The organism is Leptospira abararensis (genome assembly GCF_016918735.1).
GTDB lineage: Bacteria > Spirochaetota > Leptospiria > Leptospirales > Leptospiraceae > Leptospira_A > Leptospira_A abararensis.
Window position 1 is genome coordinate 78,542 of sequence record NZ_JAFFPR010000009.1, and the last position, 20,398, is coordinate 98,939.

22 protein-coding genes are annotated in these 20,398 nt (G+C 40.8%); 20 read left to right on the top strand and 2 right to left on the bottom strand.

Annotated elements, in window-relative coordinates; all coding sequences use genetic code 11:
• Positions 1-39: 39 nt before the first annotated feature.
• From JWG40_RS02900 to JWG40_RS02995, 20 genes are all read left to right on the top strand, one after another.
• Positions 40-930, top strand: a complete 891-nt coding sequence (locus JWG40_RS02900) for an alpha/beta fold hydrolase (protein ID WP_205284371.1) — start codon at positions 40-42, stop codon at positions 928-930.
• Positions 915-1,508 carry a TetR/AcrR family transcriptional regulator gene (locus tag JWG40_RS02905; RefSeq protein ID WP_205284372.1) on the top strand — a complete coding sequence of 198 codons (594 nt, stop codon included), beginning with the start codon at positions 915-917 and terminating at the stop codon, positions 1,506-1,508. The genes JWG40_RS02900 and JWG40_RS02905 overlap by 16 nt, the downstream gene beginning before the upstream one ends.
• Before the next feature lie 49 nt (positions 1,509-1,557).
• Entirely contained in the window at positions 1,558-3,471 is a 1,914-nt protein-coding gene (gene thrS, locus JWG40_RS02910) for a threonine--tRNA ligase (RefSeq protein WP_205284373.1), read from the top strand.
• Between the two features lie 49 nt (positions 3,472-3,520).
• The gene (locus tag JWG40_RS02915) at positions 3,521-4,402 is read left to right on the top strand and encodes a hypothetical protein (protein WP_205284374.1); all 882 of its coding nucleotides are present in this window, start codon (positions 3,521-3,523) and stop codon (positions 4,400-4,402) included.
• 90 nt (positions 4,403-4,492) lie between these two features.
• The gene (gene infC, locus JWG40_RS02920; RefSeq protein ID WP_002975194.1) at positions 4,493-5,056 is read left to right on the top strand and encodes a translation initiation factor IF-3; all 564 of its coding nucleotides are present in this window, start codon (positions 4,493-4,495) and stop codon (positions 5,054-5,056) included.
• 7 nt (positions 5,057-5,063) lie between these two features.
• Complete coding sequence (rpmI, locus tag JWG40_RS02925; RefSeq protein WP_002975302.1) at positions 5,064-5,264, top strand: 50S ribosomal protein L35; 201 nt, start codon at positions 5,064-5,066, stop codon at positions 5,262-5,264.
• A 3-nt stretch (positions 5,265-5,267) separates the two neighbouring features.
• Positions 5,268-5,621 carry a 50S ribosomal protein L20 gene (gene rplT / locus JWG40_RS02930; RefSeq protein WP_002988099.1) on the top strand — a complete coding sequence of 118 codons (354 nt, stop codon included), beginning with the start codon at positions 5,268-5,270 and terminating at the stop codon, positions 5,619-5,621.
• 57 nt (positions 5,622-5,678) lie between these two features.
• Positions 5,679-6,308 (top strand): hypothetical protein, encoded by a 630-nt coding sequence (locus JWG40_RS02935; RefSeq protein WP_205284375.1) that lies wholly within the window; start codon positions 5,679-5,681, stop codon positions 6,306-6,308.
• A 5-nt stretch (positions 6,309-6,313) separates the two neighbouring features.
• Positions 6,314-6,631 (top strand): cell division protein ZapA, encoded by a 318-nt coding sequence (locus JWG40_RS02940; RefSeq protein ID WP_205284376.1) that lies wholly within the window; start codon positions 6,314-6,316, stop codon positions 6,629-6,631.
• Entirely contained in the window at positions 6,628-7,212 is a 585-nt protein-coding gene (locus tag JWG40_RS02945) for a 5-formyltetrahydrofolate cyclo-ligase (RefSeq protein ID WP_205284377.1), read from the top strand. The genes JWG40_RS02940 and JWG40_RS02945 overlap by 4 nt, the downstream gene beginning before the upstream one ends.
• 36 nt (positions 7,213-7,248) lie before the next feature.
• On the top strand, positions 7,249-7,752 hold the full coding sequence (locus tag JWG40_RS02950; RefSeq protein ID WP_002975301.1) for a chemotaxis protein CheW: 504 nt from the start codon (positions 7,249-7,251) through the stop codon (positions 7,750-7,752).
• 18 nt (positions 7,753-7,770) lie between these two features.
• Positions 7,771-10,974, top strand: coding sequence for a chemotaxis protein CheW (locus JWG40_RS02955; RefSeq protein WP_205284378.1), 3,204 nt, complete (start codon positions 7,771-7,773; stop codon positions 10,972-10,974).
• Positions 10,971-12,038, top strand: coding sequence for a protein-glutamate methylesterase/protein-glutamine glutaminase (locus JWG40_RS02960; RefSeq protein ID WP_205284379.1), 1,068 nt, complete (start codon positions 10,971-10,973; stop codon positions 12,036-12,038). The genes JWG40_RS02955 and JWG40_RS02960 overlap by 4 nt, the downstream gene beginning before the upstream one ends.
• Position 12,039: 1 nt before the next feature.
• On the top strand, positions 12,040-12,402 hold the full coding sequence (locus tag JWG40_RS02965) for a response regulator (RefSeq protein ID WP_002975323.1): 363 nt from the start codon (positions 12,040-12,042) through the stop codon (positions 12,400-12,402).
• 3 nt (positions 12,403-12,405) lie between these two features.
• Positions 12,406-13,149, top strand: coding sequence for a segregation and condensation protein A (locus JWG40_RS02970; protein WP_205284380.1), 744 nt, complete (start codon positions 12,406-12,408; stop codon positions 13,147-13,149).
• A 6-nt stretch (positions 13,150-13,155) separates the two neighbouring features.
• Positions 13,156-13,785 carry an SMC-Scp complex subunit ScpB gene (scpB, locus tag JWG40_RS02975; RefSeq protein WP_205284381.1) on the top strand — a complete coding sequence of 210 codons (630 nt, stop codon included), beginning with the start codon at positions 13,156-13,158 and terminating at the stop codon, positions 13,783-13,785.
• Positions 13,786-14,877, top strand: a complete 1,092-nt coding sequence (gene pheA / locus JWG40_RS02980; protein WP_205284382.1) for a prephenate dehydratase — start codon at positions 13,786-13,788, stop codon at positions 14,875-14,877.
• A complete protein-coding gene (locus JWG40_RS02985; RefSeq protein WP_205284383.1) occupies positions 14,874-15,767 on the top strand; it encodes a prephenate dehydrogenase in 894 nt (297 codons plus the stop codon). Before pheA ends, JWG40_RS02985 begins: the two co-directional genes overlap by 4 nt.
• The gene (locus tag JWG40_RS02990) at positions 15,764-16,921 is read left to right on the top strand and encodes a DUF1343 domain-containing protein (RefSeq protein WP_205284384.1); all 1,158 of its coding nucleotides are present in this window, start codon (positions 15,764-15,766) and stop codon (positions 16,919-16,921) included. Before JWG40_RS02985 ends, JWG40_RS02990 begins: the two co-directional genes overlap by 4 nt.
• Before the next feature lie 54 nt (positions 16,922-16,975).
• A complete protein-coding gene (locus tag JWG40_RS02995; RefSeq protein ID WP_135656697.1) occupies positions 16,976-17,566 on the top strand; it encodes a LemA family protein in 591 nt (196 codons plus the stop codon).
• A gap of 121 nt (positions 17,567-17,687) precedes the next feature.
• On the opposite strand, the gene JWG40_RS03000 is transcribed toward JWG40_RS02995, so the two are convergent.
• Positions 17,688-19,118: an MBOAT family O-acyltransferase gene (locus JWG40_RS03000; protein ID WP_205284385.1), complete on the bottom strand. Its 1,431-nt coding sequence runs from the start codon at positions 19,116-19,118 to the stop codon at positions 17,688-17,690.
• Position 19,119: 1 nt separating this feature from the next.
• Positions 19,120-20,358 (bottom strand): LA_2490 family SGNH/GDSL-type esterase, encoded by a 1,239-nt coding sequence (locus tag JWG40_RS03005; protein WP_205284386.1) that lies wholly within the window; start codon positions 20,356-20,358, stop codon positions 19,120-19,122.
• Positions 20,359-20,398: the final 40 nt, after the last annotated feature.

A 20,398-nucleotide genomic window follows, 5' to 3' on the forward strand; every position in this document is an offset into this window, starting at 1 on the left:
CTAATTGCATTAGTTAAATAAACTAATATTATTAGTTTTATGAAAGAAATCTACCACAAACTCAGCCTCTTCTACCTAATGTTGTTTCCTTGTCTTTTTTGGATGAATGGTTCACTACTCGGATCTCCAATCACAACTTCTTATTTTCAGACAAAAGAAGGTAAAATTGCTTATTCGAAAACTGGTGATGGAAAACGAAACCTGATCTTATTACCAGGAATTGGTGACAGAAAAGAAAGTTACTTTGAATTGAGTCTACTTTTAGCAAAAGAAAATTCTGTTTATTGTTTTGATTTACGGGGGCTTGGAGAATCCGATGTTAGTTTTTCTTCCTATGGTCCCAAAGAAACCGCAGATGACATTCTTGCTTTTATCCGTGAGAAAAATTTAGAAAATGTATATATCATTGCCAATTCGATGACGGCAGCATCGGCCGTGTACATTCGTTCTATGGAAAAAAAGAGAGTTCTTGGCCTTGTATTGTCCGGTCCCTTTGTGCGCGACAAATCACCTTTGTCTTTCGGAATGAAAACATTAATCCAACTGGCTTTTCGTGGTCCCTGGGGACCAGGAGCTTGGGTTTCGTTTTATGAATCTCTATTTCCAGTGAATCCTCCAAAAGATTTAAAGGAACGTTCCGAAAAACTTAAAAATAATTTGTCGGAAGATGGCCGTATGGCGGCTGTTAGATCTATGTTACTGGCACCAAAAACAGAATGTGAAGACGCTCTAAAATTGGTTTCTGGAAATGCGATTGTGGTGATGGGAACTAAAGATCCTGATTTTGAATCACCGAAAGAAGAGGCGGAATGGATCGCTAAAACTCTCGGTGGGGAAGTGCGTATGTATGAAGGTGCAGGTCACTATCCTTTCGTAGAAGAACCAACCAAATTTTTCACCGACGTACAGAAGTTATGGCAAAAAAAATAAAACACAAACCGGGCCGTCCCAAAAAAGGCCAAACACAGATCACTCGAGATTTGGTTTTGGACAGAGCCTGGGATTTGATAACACAAGAGGGATGGAGCGAATTTCGGTTAGCAAAACTTGCGGAAATCTTGGGAATTCGAACCCCCTCCCTTTACAACCATATCCAAGATATGGAGGAAATACGCCGTGAAATGAAACGCAGGTCCATGCAGTTGTTAGTGGATAGGCTGTATCTTAAAATTAAAAATCAAAATTCTGACGAGAATCGAATTTCTGATTTTCTGAATGTTTACAGAAGTTTTGCAAAGACCCATCCACAGTTTTATCCACTCACCATTGAATCCACAGAGTTAGATCCAGAATTAAAACCACTCGGAGATCGTTTTTTGGATCTATGTCTGGATGTCTTCCGGTTCCCGGTTTTGGACGAATCGGCAGTTCACAGAATACGAATTTTACGTTCCCTTCTCCATGGGTTTATTGTCCTAGAGGAGGCGGGAGGATTTGGTCGGAAAGAATCGGTGGAGGAAAGTTTTAAGAAAATAATAGAATCATTGGAATCCGGCAAACTCTGGTAAAACTTTACTTTTCGGGATAGGGTCAGTGCGAAAACTTGGGTATAGAATTATGGCAGCACTTACAATCACACTACCAGATGGAAGTTCCAAAGAACTAGAATCCGGTAAATCCTTTTCTGATTTCATCCAGACCCAACTGCCTTTCTTGAAAGAGAAAGCTCTTGCCGTTGTTTTGTCCGATGGTCGCACGGTTGACCTTTCTTTTGTCCCAGAGACAAACACTACGGTAAAGTTTCTCACCTTTGATGACACGGAAGGAAAAGAAGTTTTCCACCATTCTTCTGCGCACTTACTCGGAATGGCGGTGCAACGCCTTTGGAAAGAAGCACGCCTAACCGTAGGTCCTGTGATTGAAAACGGCCCTGGTTTTTTCTTTTATGATATCGACTTTGGTGATACGGTTCTCACACCGGAAGACCTTCCTAAAATTGAAGCCGAGATGGCAAAAATTGTAAAGGAAGATCTAACAGTCAAACGTTGGGAACTTTCTAAAGAAGAAGCGATAGAAAAATTTAAAAAAGAAAACGAACCTTATAAAGTAGAACTCATCCAAGGTTTTGATTCCGCATCGGTTTCGTTATACGGACAAGGGGAATGGTATGACCTTTGCCGTGGGCCTCATGTGGCGAGGACTGGCCAACTCAAAGCTTTCAAACTCACTGCCATTTCCGGTGCTTACTGGAAAGGGGATTCCAAAAACAAACAACTCACTCGTATTTATGGTGTGTCTTTCCCCACCAAAAAGCAGTTAGACGAATATATATTTCTTATCGAAGAGGCTAAAAAAAGAGACCATAGAAAACTGGGAAAAGAACTGGATCTTTTTAGTTTCCAAGACGAAGCTCCCGGTTTTCCTTTTTGGCATCCTAAAGGAACTGTGCTTTGGAACACTCTTGCTTCTTACATTAGGGAAGAATGTTTTCGCCGTGGGTATCAGGAAATTAAAACTCCTGCCATCTTAAATTCCAGCCTTTGGAAAAAATCGGGCCACTGGGACAATTTTAAGGAAAATATGTACTTCACTGACATCGATGAAAGTGAATTTGCAGTCAAACCCATGAACTGTCCTGGATGTTGTTTGATATATAAATACCATATGCATTCTTACAGGGAACTTCCTCTAAGGTTTATGGAACTGGGAAATGTCCACAGACATGAAATGTCAGGTGTTTTACATGGTCTTTTTCGTGTCCGCGCCTTTACCCAAGACGATGCCCATATCTATGCTCCCCTCGAAAAAGTAGAATCCGAAGTAGAAGACATCATCGACTTTACTTTCGATGTGTATAAAAAATTTGGATTTACTGAATTCAAAACCTTCATTGCCACAAGGCCAGAAAAGTCCCAAGGCAGTGATGAAGATTGGAACCTCGCAACACAAGCATTACACGATGCTTTAAAGAAAAAAGGAATCGAATACGGAATCAAAGAAGGGGACGGCGCTTTTTATGGTCCCAAAATTGAATTCAATATTAAGGATTCCCTCGGAAGACTTTGGCAATGCGGAACCGTTCAAATTGATTTTTCTATGCCGAATCGATTTGAGCTCGACTTCACTGCATCCGATGGAAAAAAACATGCACCAGTCATGATCCACAGAGCCATCTACGGATCCCTCGAAAGATTCATTGGAATTCTTATCGAACACTTTGAAGGAAAGTTTCCTCTCTGGCTCAATCCGACACAAATCCGTGTCTTAACTGTGGCAGAAATTCATAGTGATTATGCTAAGGAAGTACATCAGGATTTGGTAATGCAGGGTTTCCGGGTCGAACTTGATATTCGAAACGAAAAGATCGGGAGTAAAATTAGGGATTCCATCCTAAAGCGAAGTAGTTATACTTTGATATTAGGCGATAAAGAAAAAGAAGCAGGATCGATTTCCTTCCGACGTATGGGTGAAGAAACTACGGAAACAGTTTCTCGTGATGGATTCCTTTCTCTTTTAAAGGGCGATCTTTAGATAAAGAAATTTCTTGACTAACACTTGGGGGAGAGTTACGCTCCCTCCAGTGTCCCAAAACCTGATCTTAACCAAACAGATGGATCCGGTCGCCTACTACCTGGATCTCCCCATCCATCCACCGTATGATGCGCGTGATGCGTTCGACGCCATTCCCATGCAACTTCTTCCCTTTGCGGAAGGATTGACTGTGGGTTGGAAAGTAAGTCCCATGCAATTTGTAGATGGGCTTGGTCGGGATCTAAAGTTTGATTGTCCAAGCATTGTCATCACAGGAGGACAAAACCTGGGGGCATCGCCTGTTGTTCTTTATGTGGTTGCTGCTTTTTATGATTCCAGAAACCGTCTTCTCTCCAGCCAAACTTGCGAACACATCATCCAACCTTGGGAGTGTTACGATGTTCCTGGTCTTTGGAGTCGTTTTCCTTTTCCTATCACAGAAATTACAAGAGTCTCAGTAGGAATTACTTCGTATGGTTGGGAAGATTCCCGTCCGAGAGAGACCATGGTTTCATCCAAACAAAAACCGAAAACGGAAACCAAGTATGAATGGAAGCGGGAGGGCGGTTTGGTCGGATCCTATAGTTTCCAAAAATGGAATCCAGGAAAGGGAGATCTCCTTTTGGCAACAGAGCCCCTCACCAAAGAAAACCGCGTACGCATCCGACTGGAAAGGAGACAAAGTGAAGGTTTGACCTACCTTGCTTTAGTCCAGTCCCAATCTCCCAGACAAAGCACAAAAACCTTCGACCACTTGATCCAATACGCCGTTTACAATGGAGAAGGACAACTTTGCCATGGAGGTTCTTGTATGGGAATGGGAAATCATGGGGATTTAGTCTCTCTAGTTCCTATTTTGCCCGAAATCTTAGATTCCGACTCCTTATATTTAGAACTTGTTGTTTGGGAAGGCCCCTCCGGATCGCTTTAACCCCGCCTCCCTGACAATTTGTAAAGAAATGTACTTGCTCGCCTGGATTTTACACCGAAATTGGAAATTGAAAGAAATTTCGGAGACTGAATGCAGAAACGGCCCAACCCTAGAGGGAACCCAAACCAAGATAAATTCGCCCACATCAGAATTAACGAACAAATTACCAATGTAGCATCGATCCGACTCGTCTCTGACGAAGGGTCCGACATCGTTACTCTGGAAGAAGCTCTGAAGAGAGCTAAAGAAGCTAACCTTGATTTGGTGGAAGTCTCGGGAGACCAAGATGTTCACGTCTGTAAGCTGATCGATTTTGGAAAATACAAATTCGAACTTCTTAAAAAAACGAAAGAAGCGAAAAAGAAACAACACGTTGTCACGGTGAAAGAAATTAAAATCCGCCCGCGGATTGATAACCATGACTTCGAGATTAAGAAGCGTCATGCTTTAGAATTCTTGCAAAAGGGTGATAAGGTAAAAGTGACTCTTCGATTCCGAGGCAGAGAGATGGTTCACTCTGAAATTGGAATGAATATTGTTAACCGGTTTGTCGAGGACCTAAAAGAGCATGCCTCTCCCGAAAAAATGCCGGTACACGACGGAAAGACGATAGTGGTCGTGATGAACCCAATTGGTGAAAAACCTAAAGGATAAAACAACTATGTATAAGCTGAAGACAAATAGGGCAGCAGCCAAACGTTTTAAGTTTACCAAGTCTGGTAAAATTAAACGCGGTTGTGCGTTCCGAAGACATATCTTGGAGAAAAAATCTCCTAAGATGAAACACCAAAGCCGTGGAATGCACGTCATCCATGAAACCGATTATAACCGTGTAGAAAAACTTCTACCTTACGGAGGTTAAACGATGCCACGCGCAGTCAACGGAACCATTCATAAAAATCGTAGAAAGAAAATACTTGCTAAAGCTAAAGGTTTTAGGGGCGGACGTTCTAAACTTTTCAGAACAGCAAAATCTGCTGTAATGAAAGCTGGTCAATGGGCATACCGTGACCGTAGAAAGAAAAAGTCCGAATTCCGTAAACTTTGGATTACGAGAATCAATGCCGCAGTGAGAGAAAATGGAATGTCTTATTCTAAATTCATCCATGCACTCAAAACACACGGAATCAACTTAGATCGTAAGACCTTGGCTGACCTTGCTTACAACCACAAGGAAGTATTCAACGCCATCGTCGAAAAAACCAAAGTCGCTAAGTAAATTAGTGCTTGATTGGAATAGAATGGCTCGGCTATTCTATTCCATCGGATTGTTATCATGTTAAAAATCGAAACCATTGAAGAGCTAGAAAGTAAAGTTGTTAAGGCTTTGGAACTCATCCAAGACCTAAGAACAGAAAACGCACGCCTGGAGACAGAGAACGAAACTCTCCGCGCGGAAAATGACCAAATGAAGCTCGCAATGGAAGAGAAAGAGCGCGAATTAAAAACACTTCGCACTCAGCTCCAAGAGACGACGGATGAGTTAAACCAACTCCGCGAGAGAGAAGGACTTTTGGAATCCAAAGTCCACCAACTTCTCGGTCGATTGGACGGCCTTCCTACAACCGGTAGTTCGACTCCCAAATCACCTAGTTCTGAATCCGCTTCCGTTGCTCCAATAGCAGCCGCTGCCGCTGTTCCTAGTTTGACGACAGACGAGGACGATGAAATTATTTTACTCGATGAAGATGAATCCGAATTCCAAACAGAAGATGTTTTGGAAAAGTCTCCAGCCTCTGCTTCCTTTGAAAAAGAAGAGCTCGTTGTGGAACAGGAAGAAGATGTTCCTACAGTTGACATCGACGAAGATGATGACATCATCATTGACGATGATGACGAAGCAATCAGTGTCTTTGATGCTGACGACGACGATGATTTTTTAATTATCGAAGACGATCCTAAGTAATTTTTATGGCAGAGTCTGCCCCTCAACCGCAAAAAATAACCAAACAAATCTTTGGTGAAACTTATACCATTGTCGGCGAAGCATCCTCTGGGTACATCTCCGAGGTTGCAGATTTCGTGGAACAACGCCTGTTGGATTTGGCCAAAGCACTTCCTACAGCATCCAAAACCAAATTGGCAGTTTTATGCGCCTTGAACTTGGCGGACGAACTGTTCCAAATGAAGGAAGTATCTGCCAAGGCAAATGAAATTCCTGAACTAGAAGAACGAACAAAGAAGATCATATCCCTTTTAGAAGAGGGGATCATTGGGGACAATTTTTGAATCCAATTTCAAAAAAAGACGCTAGAGAAATTCTAAAAAAGAACCTTCCCAACCTACCGGAAAGGGAAGATCATGAAGCTGCCATCTTACGCAGGTTGTTTCCTATATTACAGGGAAAATCAAAAATCATCACCTATTCTCCTGACCTTCTTTATGAGGTAGATGTCCTTCCTATCATTGAATCTTGTCCTCTCCCTAGACCCACGAGTTTTATTGAAGCCAGACATTATGCCGAGTGGTACTTCCCCCGTATGGAGGAGGGAAAAAACTTGCGGTTTCTTCGGCCACGTTCCTTTGAAAAAAATGTTATGGGACTCTTTGAACCGATTGGAGATGAGGAGATCTCCGTAGAGGAAGCGGAATTAATCATCGTTCCGGCTTTGGGTTTCCATGAGCAAGGCTACCGATTGGGTCGCGGCGGTGGATATTATGATCGCATTTTAAATTCAGAATCACTCCAAAAGAAAACAGTAGGACTCAGTTTTTCTAAACTTTTTCCCGTCCCATTCCTTCCAGAAAGTCACGATTTAAAAATAGGAAAAATGATTACGGAAATCCAGATTCATTCGTTTTTAGATTGAATCCATGTAGGATTCTGACAGGATTCCAGGTAGCATATGGACCAAGAAACATTACTCACATCCCTGGCGGAAAAAACCAAAATGGAACAAGAGTCCGATCTGGGAGACTTGGAACAGTTCCTCACATTTACCATTGATAAAGAATTCTTTGGAATTCGATTGTTGTTGGTTCATGAAATTTTAAAACCAGTTTTAATCACTCGGATTCCCAACGTAGATGATTACATCTTAGGTGTGATCAACCTTCGAGGAGAGATCATCCCCATTGTGGATTTGAAAAAAAGATTCCATGGAACTGATTCTGAAATTTTTCCAATCTCACGTATCATCGTGATTATGTTAGATGAAAAGCGAATTGGTGTTCTCGTTGATGAAGTCAAACAGGTAGTTAAAATCCAAAAAGATTTTATCAGTTATACGACCGATGACTTGTCGTTAAACTATAGTAAGATGGTTGAATCTGTATCTAGATACGAAGACCATTTGATTTTGAATTTGGATTTGGAACAAATCGTTGATTTTGTTTCATCCGCAAAGTAAAGAGAAAGGGATACGACATTGGCTGGAATTTTAGGCGAATACACAGAAGTTTTCCTGGAAGAATCCGAGGATCAAATTGAAGAATTAAACTCCAATTTGGTAAAACTCGAAAAGGATCACGAAAACCCGGAAATCATCAATGACATCTTTCGTGCGGCACACTCTTTAAAAAGTTCCTCTGCCTTCGTTGGGTTGTATAATTTATCCGATCTATCTCACACGATGGAAAACCTTCTCCAAAAGATTAGAGAAGGGAGCTTAGAAATCAACGTTAAGTTGGTGAATTTATTATTCGAATGTTTTGATCTTATCAAACAAGTGATTGAAGGGGTTGCCAACGGCGTTAAGGTGGAAACACCCTTTACCGATATGATTAAAAAACTCCAGGACTATGAAGCCTCTCCCACGCAAACAGGCGTTAGTTCGGTTGCATCTAAGTCCAATTCTCCTGGAAAATCTATGGAAAGTTCTAGTTCTTCTTTCACTCTCACAGAAGAGGAAATTTCTGAAATTCGGCAATCTTTAAAAGAGGATAGTGATCTTACGGCATTCGCAGTCAATTTGAAATTGAAAGATGACACTCCGATGCAAAACCTTCGCCTTCTTCTCATTTTACAATCGGTCAAACAAGCGGGTGGAATCATCAAATGTAATCCTTCCGAAGATGCTTTAGATAACGGCCAGGGAAGTTTTGCTCTTTCCTTTGTGACTGTTACAAAACTCAACAGACACGAGTTACATGTGCAGTGTAATATTGATATGGTGGATTCACTTTCTGTGGAAGAAATTAAACTTCCAGAAACAGAAATGGAAGCCCTTGAAAAAAGATCCGATTCTGCAGCAATCCAAACAACAAACCACCCTTCAGGCCAATCTGATTTAGAAGACAAACATGCTTCCAGAGGGCCTGCTAACTTTGACAAGGCGGTCACTGACTCTAAAGTAGTGATGAGAACAATTAAAGTTTCTTCTGACAAACTAGACCAACTAATGAATAACGTTGGGGAACTTGTGATCACAAACTCCGGATTTCAAAAAATCTACGATGATTTGGTAGCACAGTTTGGGGAAGATTCGCTTTTTAATGAACTCAAAGGAAAAATCGATCAAATCAATCGAATTTCCAAAGACTTACAAACAGGAATTATGAACATTCGTATGGTTCCGATTGGATCTGTATTCAATCGGTTTACACGACTCATTCGTGACCTTTCTTTAGAAACTGGAAAACAAGTAAATTTAGTCCTACGTGGTGAAAATACAGAACTCGATAAAAAAGTAATCGATGCCATTGGGGAACCACTCATCCATTTGATTCGTAATTCTGTCGATCATGGAATCGAATCGCCTTCGGAAAGAAGGTCTTCCGGTAAACCGGAAGAAGGGACAGTGGAACTCAATGCTTACCAAGGTGGGTCCAATATCCTTGTGGAAATCCGCGATGATGGGAAGGGCTTAAACAAAGATAAAATTCTGAAAAAAGCCATCGAACGTGGGCTCGTAAATGAGACCGATGCCCAAAACCTTTCGGAATCAGATATCTTCCAATTTATCTTTGCTCCTGGTTTTTCCACTGCCGATAAAATTTCCGATATTTCGGGACGCGGTGTGGGGATGAACGTTGTCAACAAACTCATCGAAGAGTTCAAGGGCAAAATCCTCATCCATTCCGAAGAAGGAAAAGGTTCTTCCTTTACTCTATCTTTCCCGCAAGCACTTGCGATCATTCCATCCATCCTCGTGATTATGGAAGAGGAAGTGTATGCGTTTCCGTTATCGGAAGTTTCCGAGACCATCAAAGTCAATTTGGACCAAATCACCACACTCGAAGGACACGAGATCATCAACTTACGCGGAGAGGTATTACCAATCTACCGTTTGAATCGTATCCTTGGCCTTGCCGACAAACAAGAAATGGTGGAAGTGCCCGTTGTCATCGTGAATTACAAAACGAGAAAACTGGGATTTATGGTAGATGACCTAATTGGAAAACATGAAACCGTGATCAAATCACTCGGTAAAAACTTCAAAGACATTCAAGGTTTAACAGGAGCTACAATCATGGGTGATGGAACCATCATTCTGGTTTTAGACATCCCTGGTCTTGTAGAGATTGCTGCGGACAAAGTGGATTGGACTGATCAGTTAGTTGCCGGTGAGATGATGAAACGGGCATCTACCATTCGTTCTCTCGAGATGTCGGATTCAGAATTTATGTTCAAATCCAATCATCCTACAAACCGCTATAATGCTAAGCTTATCGAGTTGCGTGCGAAAGACAAATCACGCGTCAAAAAAGATAAACATAAAATCGAAAAACATATCATTGTTCCGAAAGAAGAGGTGTATGCAGAAGAACCTGCTACCAATCTTAAAATCACAACCGAAGTGATCAAAACGGAAACTGTTGTGAATGGAGATACAAGTGAATCCTCACATTCCTCCACAGCTACTCTTGTCGTTGATCACAAAACAGATGAGATCCATCGTTTGGCGGATGTAGCTAAAATTGAAAATGTCAAACTGACAGAAAGAGAACAAGCTGCAGAAATCATCAAAGGCTTTGTAGAACAAAAAGAAGAAAGATTGAATCAAGTAGCAGCATTGAATTCGGATGCAATCAACGAAATCATGTCTTCGAAAGATATCAAAAAACTAGAGAACATTGTCAACACAGGTATGATGAATGCCGGTGTCGTTCTTTCTCAGTTAGTTGGTAAAGATGTAGAGTTGTTTATTCCTGAGATCAAACTTACCGATCGTGAGGGACTGGCAAAAGAATTCAGATATTCTATGGATCAGTTTTTTGGAATGAAAATTCGTATGACTGGAGATCTCAACGGAAATCTTCTTATGATGTTCTCAGAAGAAAACGGTTCGGAAATTGCAAAAGAACTTTTGGGTTCAGAAGATGCAAAATATGCTGAAGGTAGCCACCACAAACTTTCCGAAGATATGGTTTCCGTATTATCTGAAATTTCTAATATCGTTTGTTCGAGTGTGATGAACTCTCTTTCTAATAAATTGAAAAAGGAAATTTTGCCTTCTGTTCCAGAAATGATTACTGGAAGTTTTATGGATGTGATCGACATTGTAAAACCAGAAAGAACCAAATTTTTATCCATGCACACAGAGTTTAACCATCAAGGTAGTAACCTAATTGGTGTTTTAGTATTCTTGCCTGATTTTGATGAACTGGTAGATTTGATTCATAAATCATGAATAAAAAACCAACCGTTGCCATTATCGATGACTCACTTCTCGTGAGGAATATATTAAGTGATGCCCTCACCAAAAAGGATGAAGTGCAGGTGATTGCTACCGGTAAAACTGGAATGGATTGTATTGATTTAGCAGGGAAACTAAAGCCAGACTTTATCGTTTTGGACATTGAGATGCCCATCATGGATGGGCTCACTGCACTTGCGGAAATCAAAAAACTAAAACTACCAAGTCATGTGATTATGCTTTCGGTGCTTACCCAACATGGTGCTGATGCAACGTTCAAGGCTTTGGAACTGGGGGCAGTGGATTTCATTCCAAAGCCATCCAGCGGAAATCAGTTCTCGCCGGAAGATATTGCTGCGGTATTGTCCGCAAAAATCAAAGGATTTTCCGATTCTAGACTGCCTAGTATAGAAACTTTGGTTCGGCCAGAGCGAACCGACCGCCAATTAAATAAAAGTTTTCAAAAACCAATCAAAGTAGAGGCTATCGGAATTGGGACCTCAACTGGGGGACCAAAAGCTTTGCAGACTGTTTTCGCGAGTATTCCTGAAGACTTTGCAAAACCAATCTTTGTGGTACAACATATGCCTGCGGGGTTTACGAAGGCGTTTGCGGACAGATTGAATTCCTTGTCTAAAATACAAGTGAAAGAAGCGGAAGATGGTGATCTTGTACAATCGGGAACTGCATACATTGCTCCCGGTGATTACCAAATGAAGGTAGTCACAAAGGGAAGAGATCATGTCATTGAACTCAACCATGCGGGACAGGTCAATGGACACAGACCATCCATTGAAGTATTATTTGATAGTTTGGTGGATGCTTACGGTGGGGATCATCTTTTATCCATGATCATGACAGGTATGGGAAAAGATGGGTCACAAGCAATCACTAACATTCACGCCAAGGGAGGTATTACTTTGGCGCAGAATGAAGCAACATCGGTAGTTTATGGAATGAACCGTGTTGCAGTGGAACTGGGAGGAATTGATTTTGTTCTTCCGGTTGATGAATTAGTACCAAAGATGATTGAATTATTAAAGTCGAGAGGGAATTAACATGGCAAGAATTTTGGTTGTAGATGATGCAAAATTCATGAGAACGCTCGTAAAAGATGCGTTAGTTGGAGCAGGTCACGAGATCGTTGGTGAAGCAGAGAACGGTAATATTGCGGTAGAACAATACAAAAACCTCAAACCGGATCTAGTCACTATGGACATTACTATGCGTGAAAAAGATGGAATTGAAGCGACAAAGGAAATTATCAAATTTGATGCTTCTGCTAAAATCATTATGGTAACGGCCCTTGGCCAAGAAGACTTACTTGCGAAAGCGATCAAAATGGGTGTAAAGGATTTTGTTGTAAAACCTTTCCCGCCAGAAAGATTGCAACAAGCAGCAGCTAAAGCACTGGGTCTATAAACCGTGTCCCAAACCCCGGAGTTTATCGTCCGGTGGCAGAACCAGGACGGAGGATTGACAGAAGGACCGCTAACGGTTCTATGGTCTCTGATTGATAGTTATAAGGTGGATATTTTTGAAGTCTCCCTTTCGCGTATCACATCCGATTTCATTCAATTTTTGAGAACGAGTCAGTCTTTGTCGATTGAACTTACATCTGAGTTTGCCGTGATGGCAGCTCATTTGGTATATTTAAAATCCAAAGCCTTATTGCCGGATCCTGGTTTTGAGGAAGAGGATTACGATCCTCCTCTACCCAAAGAACTAGTCGACAAACTACTAGAACACAAAAAATTCCAAATGGCCGGACAACGTTTGGCGGAGCTGGACCGGTTGACTGCGGGAATGTTTACTCGGGACACAAATCAAGTTTTGGATGAAACGGAAGTTTGGTTGGATGTAAGCCTAGTGGATCTCATCTCTGCATTTAATTCGATATTGGAACAAGAAAGTTCCAATGAGGTAGAAGACCTTCTACCGATCTACGAGGGTGTGGCCCAATACTCCGTAGAGGACAAAATGGAATATTTACGAAATCTTTTAGATAAAACCGGGGAAATCCACTTTATGGATTTGTTCGAAACAGAAAAACCGGAAAAAAAAGAAATCGTCGCTGCCTTCCTGGCAGTACTGGAAGTTGTTAAAATCCGAGTCTGCAAAGTTCTCCAACATGCAGTTTTCGGTGAAATCAAAATAGTCAAGGTTTAGATCAATTTGGAAGAAAGAACTTATACCAAGGGCCTTCTTGAGGCGCTTCTCTTTTTGTCTTCGGATCCGATCAAATTGTCTGCACTTGCAAAGTCCGCCGGGATAGAAAAAACTGAAGCCCGAGAACTCCTCGACGAACTCATCCTCGATTACCAAGAAAAAGAAGGCGGTTTTTTACTCAGAGAAATCGCCGGTGGTTATCAATTCATCACAAATCAAAAATATAGCGAAGTTCTAGCCCATATCTTTAAAGATAAAAAAAGAGAAACCCTTTCTCGGGGAACGTTGGACACTCTTGCCATCATTGCTTACAAACAACCCATCACATTAACAGAACTGGATGAAATTCGTGGGGTCTCTTCTCGGGCAATGGTAGCAAGCCTTATGTCCAAAAAATTAGTGAAGGCTGTGGGACAAAAAGAAGTCCCCGGTAGACCCACATTGTACGGAACGACCAACGAATTTTTGTTACACTTTGGTCTGAGTAAACTCACAGACCTTCCTACACCAGTAGAGGTGAAAGAACTTAAGTTCGAAGAATTTTCTCCCGAATCCATTATTGTCACCGATGAAACGGAAATGAATCCCGATTTTGATTTGAGTACACTACCAGAAGAGTTACAAGAAGAGGCCTAAATGAGTAGTGCAGAAGAAGAATTAAAAAAACTCCGCGCTGGGATTGATTCACTTGATACTGAAATTATTGGTTTGATTCAAAAACGTGCTGGATTCGCCCAAGAGATTGGGCGCGTTAAAAAAGAATCGGGTGGTCCCATCTACCGACCGGATCGTGAAAAAGATGTGTATGAAAAAGTAACCAAGTTATCTGGCGGGCCACTCCCCGCATCGGTGATTCGTGCCATTTATCGGGAGATGATGTCTGGAACCATTGCCTTAGAACACCCGTTAAAGATTGGATTTCTGGGACCTGAAGGTAGTTTTTCTCATTCCGCTATGCGCTCCAAATTTGGCACTTCTATCGACGCTGCTCCACAAACATCCATCCCAGATGTTTTCCGAATGGTAGAAGAGGGGAAGTTGGATTACGGAGTGGTTCCTGTAGAAAATTCTACTGAGGGCCAAGTAAGTTCTACTCTCGATATGTTTTTAGAAACAGACCTCATTGTATACTCTGAGTTATACCAAAAGATTTCCTTTTCTTTGCTCGGTTTTGAAACTGATCTTGCTGCCGTTAAAAAAATCTATGGAATTCGTATTGGTAACGAACAGTGCCGCAATTGGATTTCTGCAAACCTTCCTAATGCGGAAGTAGTGGAAACCTCATCCACTGCTATGGCGGCAAAATTAGTTTCCGAAAGAAAAGACGGACTTGCTGTCGCCTCTAAAATTGCCGGTGAAATTTATAATTTAAATATCGTTGCCGAAGGAATCGAAGATTATTCGGGAAACACAACTCGGTTTTTGGTAATCGGAAAAACAGAATCACCGAAAACAAAAGAAGATAAAACTTCCATTGTGTTTTCGATTCCAAACCAAACTGGTTCTTTATTTGCCATTTTAAAAACCTTTAATGAGGTTGCGGTCAACTTAACCAAAATTGAATCGAGACCTTTAAAACGAAACTTATGGGAATACCATTTTTTTGTAGATTTTATTGGTCACAAAGAAGATCCAAAAATTGCAGAACTTCTGGAAAAAGTAAAATCACAATGTACCTTATTTAAACTTCTCGGTTCTTATCCAACAGCTGGATCCTTTCCTACATGAAACTTACTCGAGTTTTGATTTATGGCATGGGGCTTATGGGTGGCTCTCTTGCTCTTTCGTTACGCAAAAAATTTCCAAACGTTGTCATTTCTGCAGTGGTTCGTTCCGAAAAAAGTAAATCCACGATTCTAGAGAAAAATCTAGCCAACCAAGTGTTTTTACAAAAAGAATTTATAGCTCCTGATTGGACCCAATACGATTTGGTGGTCTTTAGCACACCTGTGGAATCCATTTTACAAATTATCCCCACTTTACCAAAGTCGGGAAATACCATCTTTATGGATTTAGGATCCACCAAAGAAACCATTGTATCAGCAGTAGAGAAATATTATGGGAACGAACCTCATCATTATATTTCGACCCATCCTATGTGCGGATCCGAACAAGCAGGTCCAGGGGCAGCAGTCGCGGAGCTTTACTTAGACAAACTTTGTATTTTAACCAGTCCTAAATCGGCATCTAACGCTAGTTTGGAGTGGGTGCGTGTGTTTTGGGAATCGATTGGCTCTTGGACGATGGAGATGGATTCAAAATCTCATGATGAAACTTTGGCGAATTTATCCCATCTTCCGCATGTGATCTCCACCATTCTTGTGAATGTGGCGGGTGCCAATACCACAACCATGAGAGAAGTGATGGGGATTCCAAAACCAATCACCGGTGGTGGGTTTCGGGATATGTCAAGGATTGCTGGATCCAATCCTGATATGTGGATTTCCATTTTCAAAGAAAATAAAGATTTTTTGTACCAGTCGATTGATGATTTCATTCACCAATTAGTTGAGTTTCGTGATTTGTTGAAACCGGATCATCCCTTTGATGAAGGTAAAATTCGAATACTTTGGGAATTGGCATTGTTAAACAAAGAACAGATTCGAAAGACAAAATGAAGTTTTTAAAAAATATTAATAAGTTAAGCGGCTGTAAGGCGGCGATTCTTACAAACCAAAGTGCTTTTGGTTTTCATGGAAAGTATCACTTCCAAACATTTGCGGAAATTTTTGATCTAAAAACTATCTTTTTACCAGAACATGGACTTTTTGCAGAGTTACAAGACCAGGTCAGCGGAGATGAACTGCAATATCTATTCGGTGGTATGCAGATTGTAAACCTTTATGGAAAGGAAGAGAAAAGTCTAATTCCTCCTCGCGACACTTTGAATACTGTTGATGTAGTCATTGTTGATATCAAAGATGTGGGTTCTCGTTATTATACTTTCTTAACTACCGCTTACTATATATTGAGTGAGCTTTCGCGGTTAAAAAAAGAAACGGGAAAGGCCCCATTATTTTTAGTGATTGATTCTCCCAATCCCATCGGTAAAAAACTAGAAGGCACTGCCCTACAAAAAGAATTTGAGTCCTTTGTGGGAGTACCAACTGTCTTACATAGACATGGGCTCACTCCTGGGGGATTGTTATCCTATTACAATGAAACTTTTCAGTTGAAAGTGGATGTAGTGGTTGTACCTATAGGTGTAATCCATCCAAAATCATTATCACACTTGGAGTGGGTTCCTCCTTCCCCCAATATCCCCACGCAAAATACTTGTTTGGTGTATCCGGGAATGTGTTTGTTAGAAGGCACAAACCTTTCGGAAGGAAGAGGAACTACAAAACCCTTTGAAACCTTCGGTGCACCTTATCTTTTAGGCAAACCAAAGGAAGAATTAGACAAACGAATGTTGACCCACCAACCAGGAACCTATCTTTTGCGGAACTTACGGTTTTTGCCCACCTTCCATAAATATGTTGGTTCGATTTGTGAAGGATACCAATTGATGGTTTTGAAACCAAAACAGTTCCACTCGCTATATTTTGTTTTATTTTTTTTAAAACAATTGGCGGAATTGTTTCCAAGCGATTTTGAATATTTGAAAGGAGTGTATGAATTCCGTTCGGACAGGCCTGCCATCGAACTTCTTGCAGGGGATGCTAATCTATTAGACTATTTGAACGGAAAACTTTCCGATTCTGACCTGGAAATCTATTTAAAGGAATCAGAAAAACGTTGGGCGAAGACCATAAAACCCTTTCGTTACTAATTTTTTTAACAAATTGGTGTTGCAGACCGACTAATGCGTAGGTATACAATCACCATGACAAGAATGTTTCGAACCGTTTTTCTAGTTTCCCTTATGGCAATACTGCTTACCAATTGTGGTTACAACCGTATCCAAGAGTTGGATGAAGAAGTGACTGCTTCTTGGGCGGAAGTTCTCAACCAATACAAAAGAAGAGCTGACTTAGTTCCCAATTTGGTCTCTGCGGTCAAAGGATTTGCAAACCAAGAAAAAGACATTATGAAAGGGATTGCTGATGCAAGAGCCAGAATTGGTTCCATCCAAGCAACTCCAGAACTTGTAAACAATCCAGAAAGTTTAAAACAATTTGACCAAGCACAAGGCCAATTGGGTTCTGCATTGTCTAGACTTCTTATGATCCAAGAAAACTACCCACAATTAAAATCAGACCAACACTTTTCTGATTTAATGGCGCAGTTGGAAGGAACAGAAAACAGAATCACTGTAGCAAGGAATCGATTTATCAAATCAACGAAAGAATACAATGTATACATTCGCCAGTTCCCTGCGGTTCTTACTGCTAAAGCTTTTGGTTATGCTTCCAAAGCAACCTTTACAGTAGAAGACCAAAAAACCATTGAGAATGCACCGAAAGTAGAATTCTAAACAGATAGAAGATAATTATATTTGAAATTCAAATTGTATTGAAAATTAGAATTTAATTAAGATCAATTTAAAATCTAACATTTCAATGGAAGCCGGCAAACTTACTTGCCGGCTTTTTTATTTAGAATTGGAAATAGAGGAAAGGACTGGAAACGGTTACACTATAAATGATAAACGAAGTGATATAGAGTAATATACAAGTAGGAATTAGAAAGTAGAGATTGTCTGTGATAAAGGCAAATCGGTCTTCGTCCCTATCTTGGAGGATGTCCACTAAAAACAAAAATCCAACTAAGATCACCAAACTAACACTCATTTGTGGAAAGATTCCACTTGCTCCGGTAAAAGCACGTTCTAACATAATTTTGGTGATCCCCATTCCAGTGGGAACTTCTGGCGTGGCCTTGGCTCGAAAGAAAAAACAAGACAATACAAAAACACCTACTGGATATATGGGTTGGATGCTTCTTGGAACCCGATTCCAGGCATTACGCATGGTTTCAAATTTGAATACAAACTTTTCTACCACCATCATTGTGGAATGCAGAGTTCCCCAAAAAACAAAAGTCCAATCGGCACCATGCCAAATTCCAGAAACAAAGGTTGTGAGAAAAAGATTTACATAGGCCATAATCTCACCCCTTCTGTTACCGCCGAGAGTGATGTATACATAGTCTCGTAACCAAGAACTAAAGGAAATATGCCACCGCCTCCAAAGTTCACTGAGTGTTCCCGATAAAAAAGGACGATCAAAGTTTTTGGGAATATGGAAACCAAGGATTCTTGCTGTTCCAATCGCAATATCAGAGTACCCAGAAAAATCACAATAAATTTGTACTGCGAATAACATAGCCGCTATCCACATCGCAATCCAATTGTATTCAGTAGGGTTTGCATACATGGGATCGATCACGTAAGATACGGGATCGGCAATGAAGGTCTTTTTAAAGATTCCCCAAAAGAGTTGTTTTAAACCTTGTTTGAGATTTTCTTTTGTGAAGTCTTTGGAATCTAAAAATTGATGGAGGACATCACTCGCACGTAAGATGGGGCCTGCCACAAGTTGGGGAAAAAATGCGAGGAAGAGTCCGAAATGGAATATGGATTTGGCCCTGACCACCACGCCTTTGTAAACATCCACAGCATAGGATACCGCTTGTAAGGTGAAAAAACTAATCCCCATGGGAAGTAAAATCCCAGACTTCTGCACAAATTCAGGATCACAAGGAGTCAGAGAAAAAGTTTGATTCCAAACCGTAATAGAAAAATCCAAATACTTAAAAACAAAAAGTAAACTTAAATTGCTCCAGACGGCAACATTCAACCAAAAGAGTTTTTTTGCTTTTGAAGAAGCGAACTCCATATAATCGACAGCAAGTTTTGTGATGATAAAAGAAAAAACCAAAAGGATAAGAAAAGGAATCCTAAAAATAGCATAGAAATACAGGCTAACAATGAATAACCAAAGGCCTTGGAATCGTTTTGGGATAAGGAAATAAACTAGGATAACAATGGGTGCAAAAATTAAATAGTGAACGGAATTAAAAAGCATGTTATTTCATTTCCTTTAAGGCATGACTGATGGATTCAGCGGCCCATAAATTCCCTAATTTGGTTAGGTGGCCGTCTCCAGGAATGTAATAGTCTTGGATTCCTGCTTTTTTTGTTTGTCCATGATAAGTGAATTCACGACCGCACATTTTGTCCGTATAAGGAAGGATATCGAGTGTTTTGACTCCTTTGGATTCCAGATAACGTTTGGCACGCATCGCATAGGTTCCGAGAAGATTAAACTTCCCCAGTTGCCGACAATACACTTCTTCGATCTGCATGGGAAGGATGACGGGAACAAACTGATAACCTTTCTCTTTAGAAAGCCCAATCATTAAATCATAAGCCCTAGTCGTGGTTTCAGGTAGCGGTTCTAAGGAACTTGGATCAATGGGAGTGTCCGAACAAACTACATTTAAATTTTGTAAAGGGCTAGGACAAATAAATTCAGCAGTATCGTTGCATTTTTGTTTTTTTATGGGAAGAAAAAATGTTTCTCTTAAATAGATTAAAGGAGAGGTCGAAAGTTGTTCTGTATCAGCAGAAACTAAATATTTGGTTTGTGCTACCTTCACTTTTGTTTGTTCATAAGCAAGTTTCAGAGCTTGCAAAAGATAAGAAACCCTTGTGAGTTCAAATTGAAGCCGAAAGTTTTTTTTCCATACGGGATCATTTTCGTGGAGGGCATCGTTTTCATCATCGGGTAGAATGCCTTGGGCACGAAGTTCTTCTGGCATGGTAAAGTCATTGGGTGAGATAAAAAATAGAACAGTTTGTATATTGTCAATTTTTGTAGACATATCTTTCAGTCGTTTATAAGATCCGAGGGATCCGTAAGCATCCACACCCAAATTCAGACTTTGGTAAACCATTCCTTTGTCTTCTAGGCCACCAAGCCTGGAACAAAATGTATCTTCATCGGAAACACCAAATCCCATGACCAAACTATCTCCCAAACATAGCAGTTTGGGTTTTCCGGGAATTGGTTCTTCAAGGCCCCGAAGGCCGAGTGAATTGGTTGTGAACTGGCCCTGCCATAAGTCAGCGTAGTGGCGGACAAAGCGACTTTCATTAGGTTCTAAGCTCACCCCGTATTCAGGATGGTAGGCATGAAGGAGTTTGACATCGCGGTAGTAACGGAGTGCAGGTGGATTGGAAAGACGTAAAATCAATTCCAAAGACAGCAACGCGAACGGGAAAAATAGGACAATGGCTCCCCATCGTTTCCAGTTTTGAATCATATCCCTCTAAACTTTAGAATTCAGGCTGGGAATCAAGCAT

Excerpts from the sequence above, each read along its gene's own strand:
- JWG40_RS02900 (WP_205284371.1), top strand. The coding sequence starts at position 40 with ATGAAAGAAATCTACCACAAACTCAGCCTCTTCTACCTAATGTTGTTT.
- JWG40_RS02905 (WP_205284372.1), top strand. The coding sequence starts at position 915 with ATGGCAAAAAAAATAAAACACAAACCGGGCCGTCCCAAAAAAGGCCAA.
- thrS (WP_205284373.1), top strand. The coding sequence starts at position 1,558 with ATGGCAGCACTTACAATCACACTACCAGATGGAAGTTCCAAAGAACTA.
- infC (WP_002975194.1), top strand. The coding sequence starts at position 4,493 with ATGCAGAAACGGCCCAACCCTAGAGGGAACCCAAACCAAGATAAATTC.
- rpmI (WP_002975302.1), top strand. The coding sequence starts at position 5,064 with ATGTATAAGCTGAAGACAAATAGGGCAGCAGCCAAACGTTTTAAGTTT.
- rplT (WP_002988099.1), top strand. The coding sequence starts at position 5,268 with ATGCCACGCGCAGTCAACGGAACCATTCATAAAAATCGTAGAAAGAAA.
- JWG40_RS02935 (WP_205284375.1), top strand. The coding sequence starts at position 5,679 with ATGTTAAAAATCGAAACCATTGAAGAGCTAGAAAGTAAAGTTGTTAAG.
- JWG40_RS02940 (WP_205284376.1), top strand. The coding sequence starts at position 6,314 with ATGGCAGAGTCTGCCCCTCAACCGCAAAAAATAACCAAACAAATCTTT.
- JWG40_RS02950 (WP_002975301.1), top strand. The coding sequence starts at position 7,249 with ATGGACCAAGAAACATTACTCACATCCCTGGCGGAAAAAACCAAAATG.
- JWG40_RS02960 (WP_205284379.1), top strand. The coding sequence starts at position 10,971 with ATGAATAAAAAACCAACCGTTGCCATTATCGATGACTCACTTCTCGTG.
- JWG40_RS02965 (WP_002975323.1), top strand. The coding sequence starts at position 12,040 with ATGGCAAGAATTTTGGTTGTAGATGATGCAAAATTCATGAGAACGCTC.
- pheA (WP_205284382.1), top strand. The coding sequence starts at position 13,786 with ATGAGTAGTGCAGAAGAAGAATTAAAAAAACTCCGCGCTGGGATTGAT.
- JWG40_RS02985 (WP_205284383.1), top strand. The coding sequence starts at position 14,874 with ATGAAACTTACTCGAGTTTTGATTTATGGCATGGGGCTTATGGGTGGC.
- JWG40_RS02990 (WP_205284384.1), top strand. The coding sequence starts at position 15,764 with ATGAAGTTTTTAAAAAATATTAATAAGTTAAGCGGCTGTAAGGCGGCG.
- JWG40_RS02995 (WP_135656697.1), top strand. The coding sequence starts at position 16,976 with ATGACAAGAATGTTTCGAACCGTTTTTCTAGTTTCCCTTATGGCAATA.
- JWG40_RS03000 (WP_205284385.1), bottom strand. The coding sequence starts at position 19,118 with ATGCTTTTTAATTCCGTTCACTATTTAATTTTTGCACCCATTGTTATC.
- JWG40_RS03005 (WP_205284386.1), bottom strand. The coding sequence starts at position 20,358 with ATGATTCAAAACTGGAAACGATGGGGAGCCATTGTCCTATTTTTCCCG.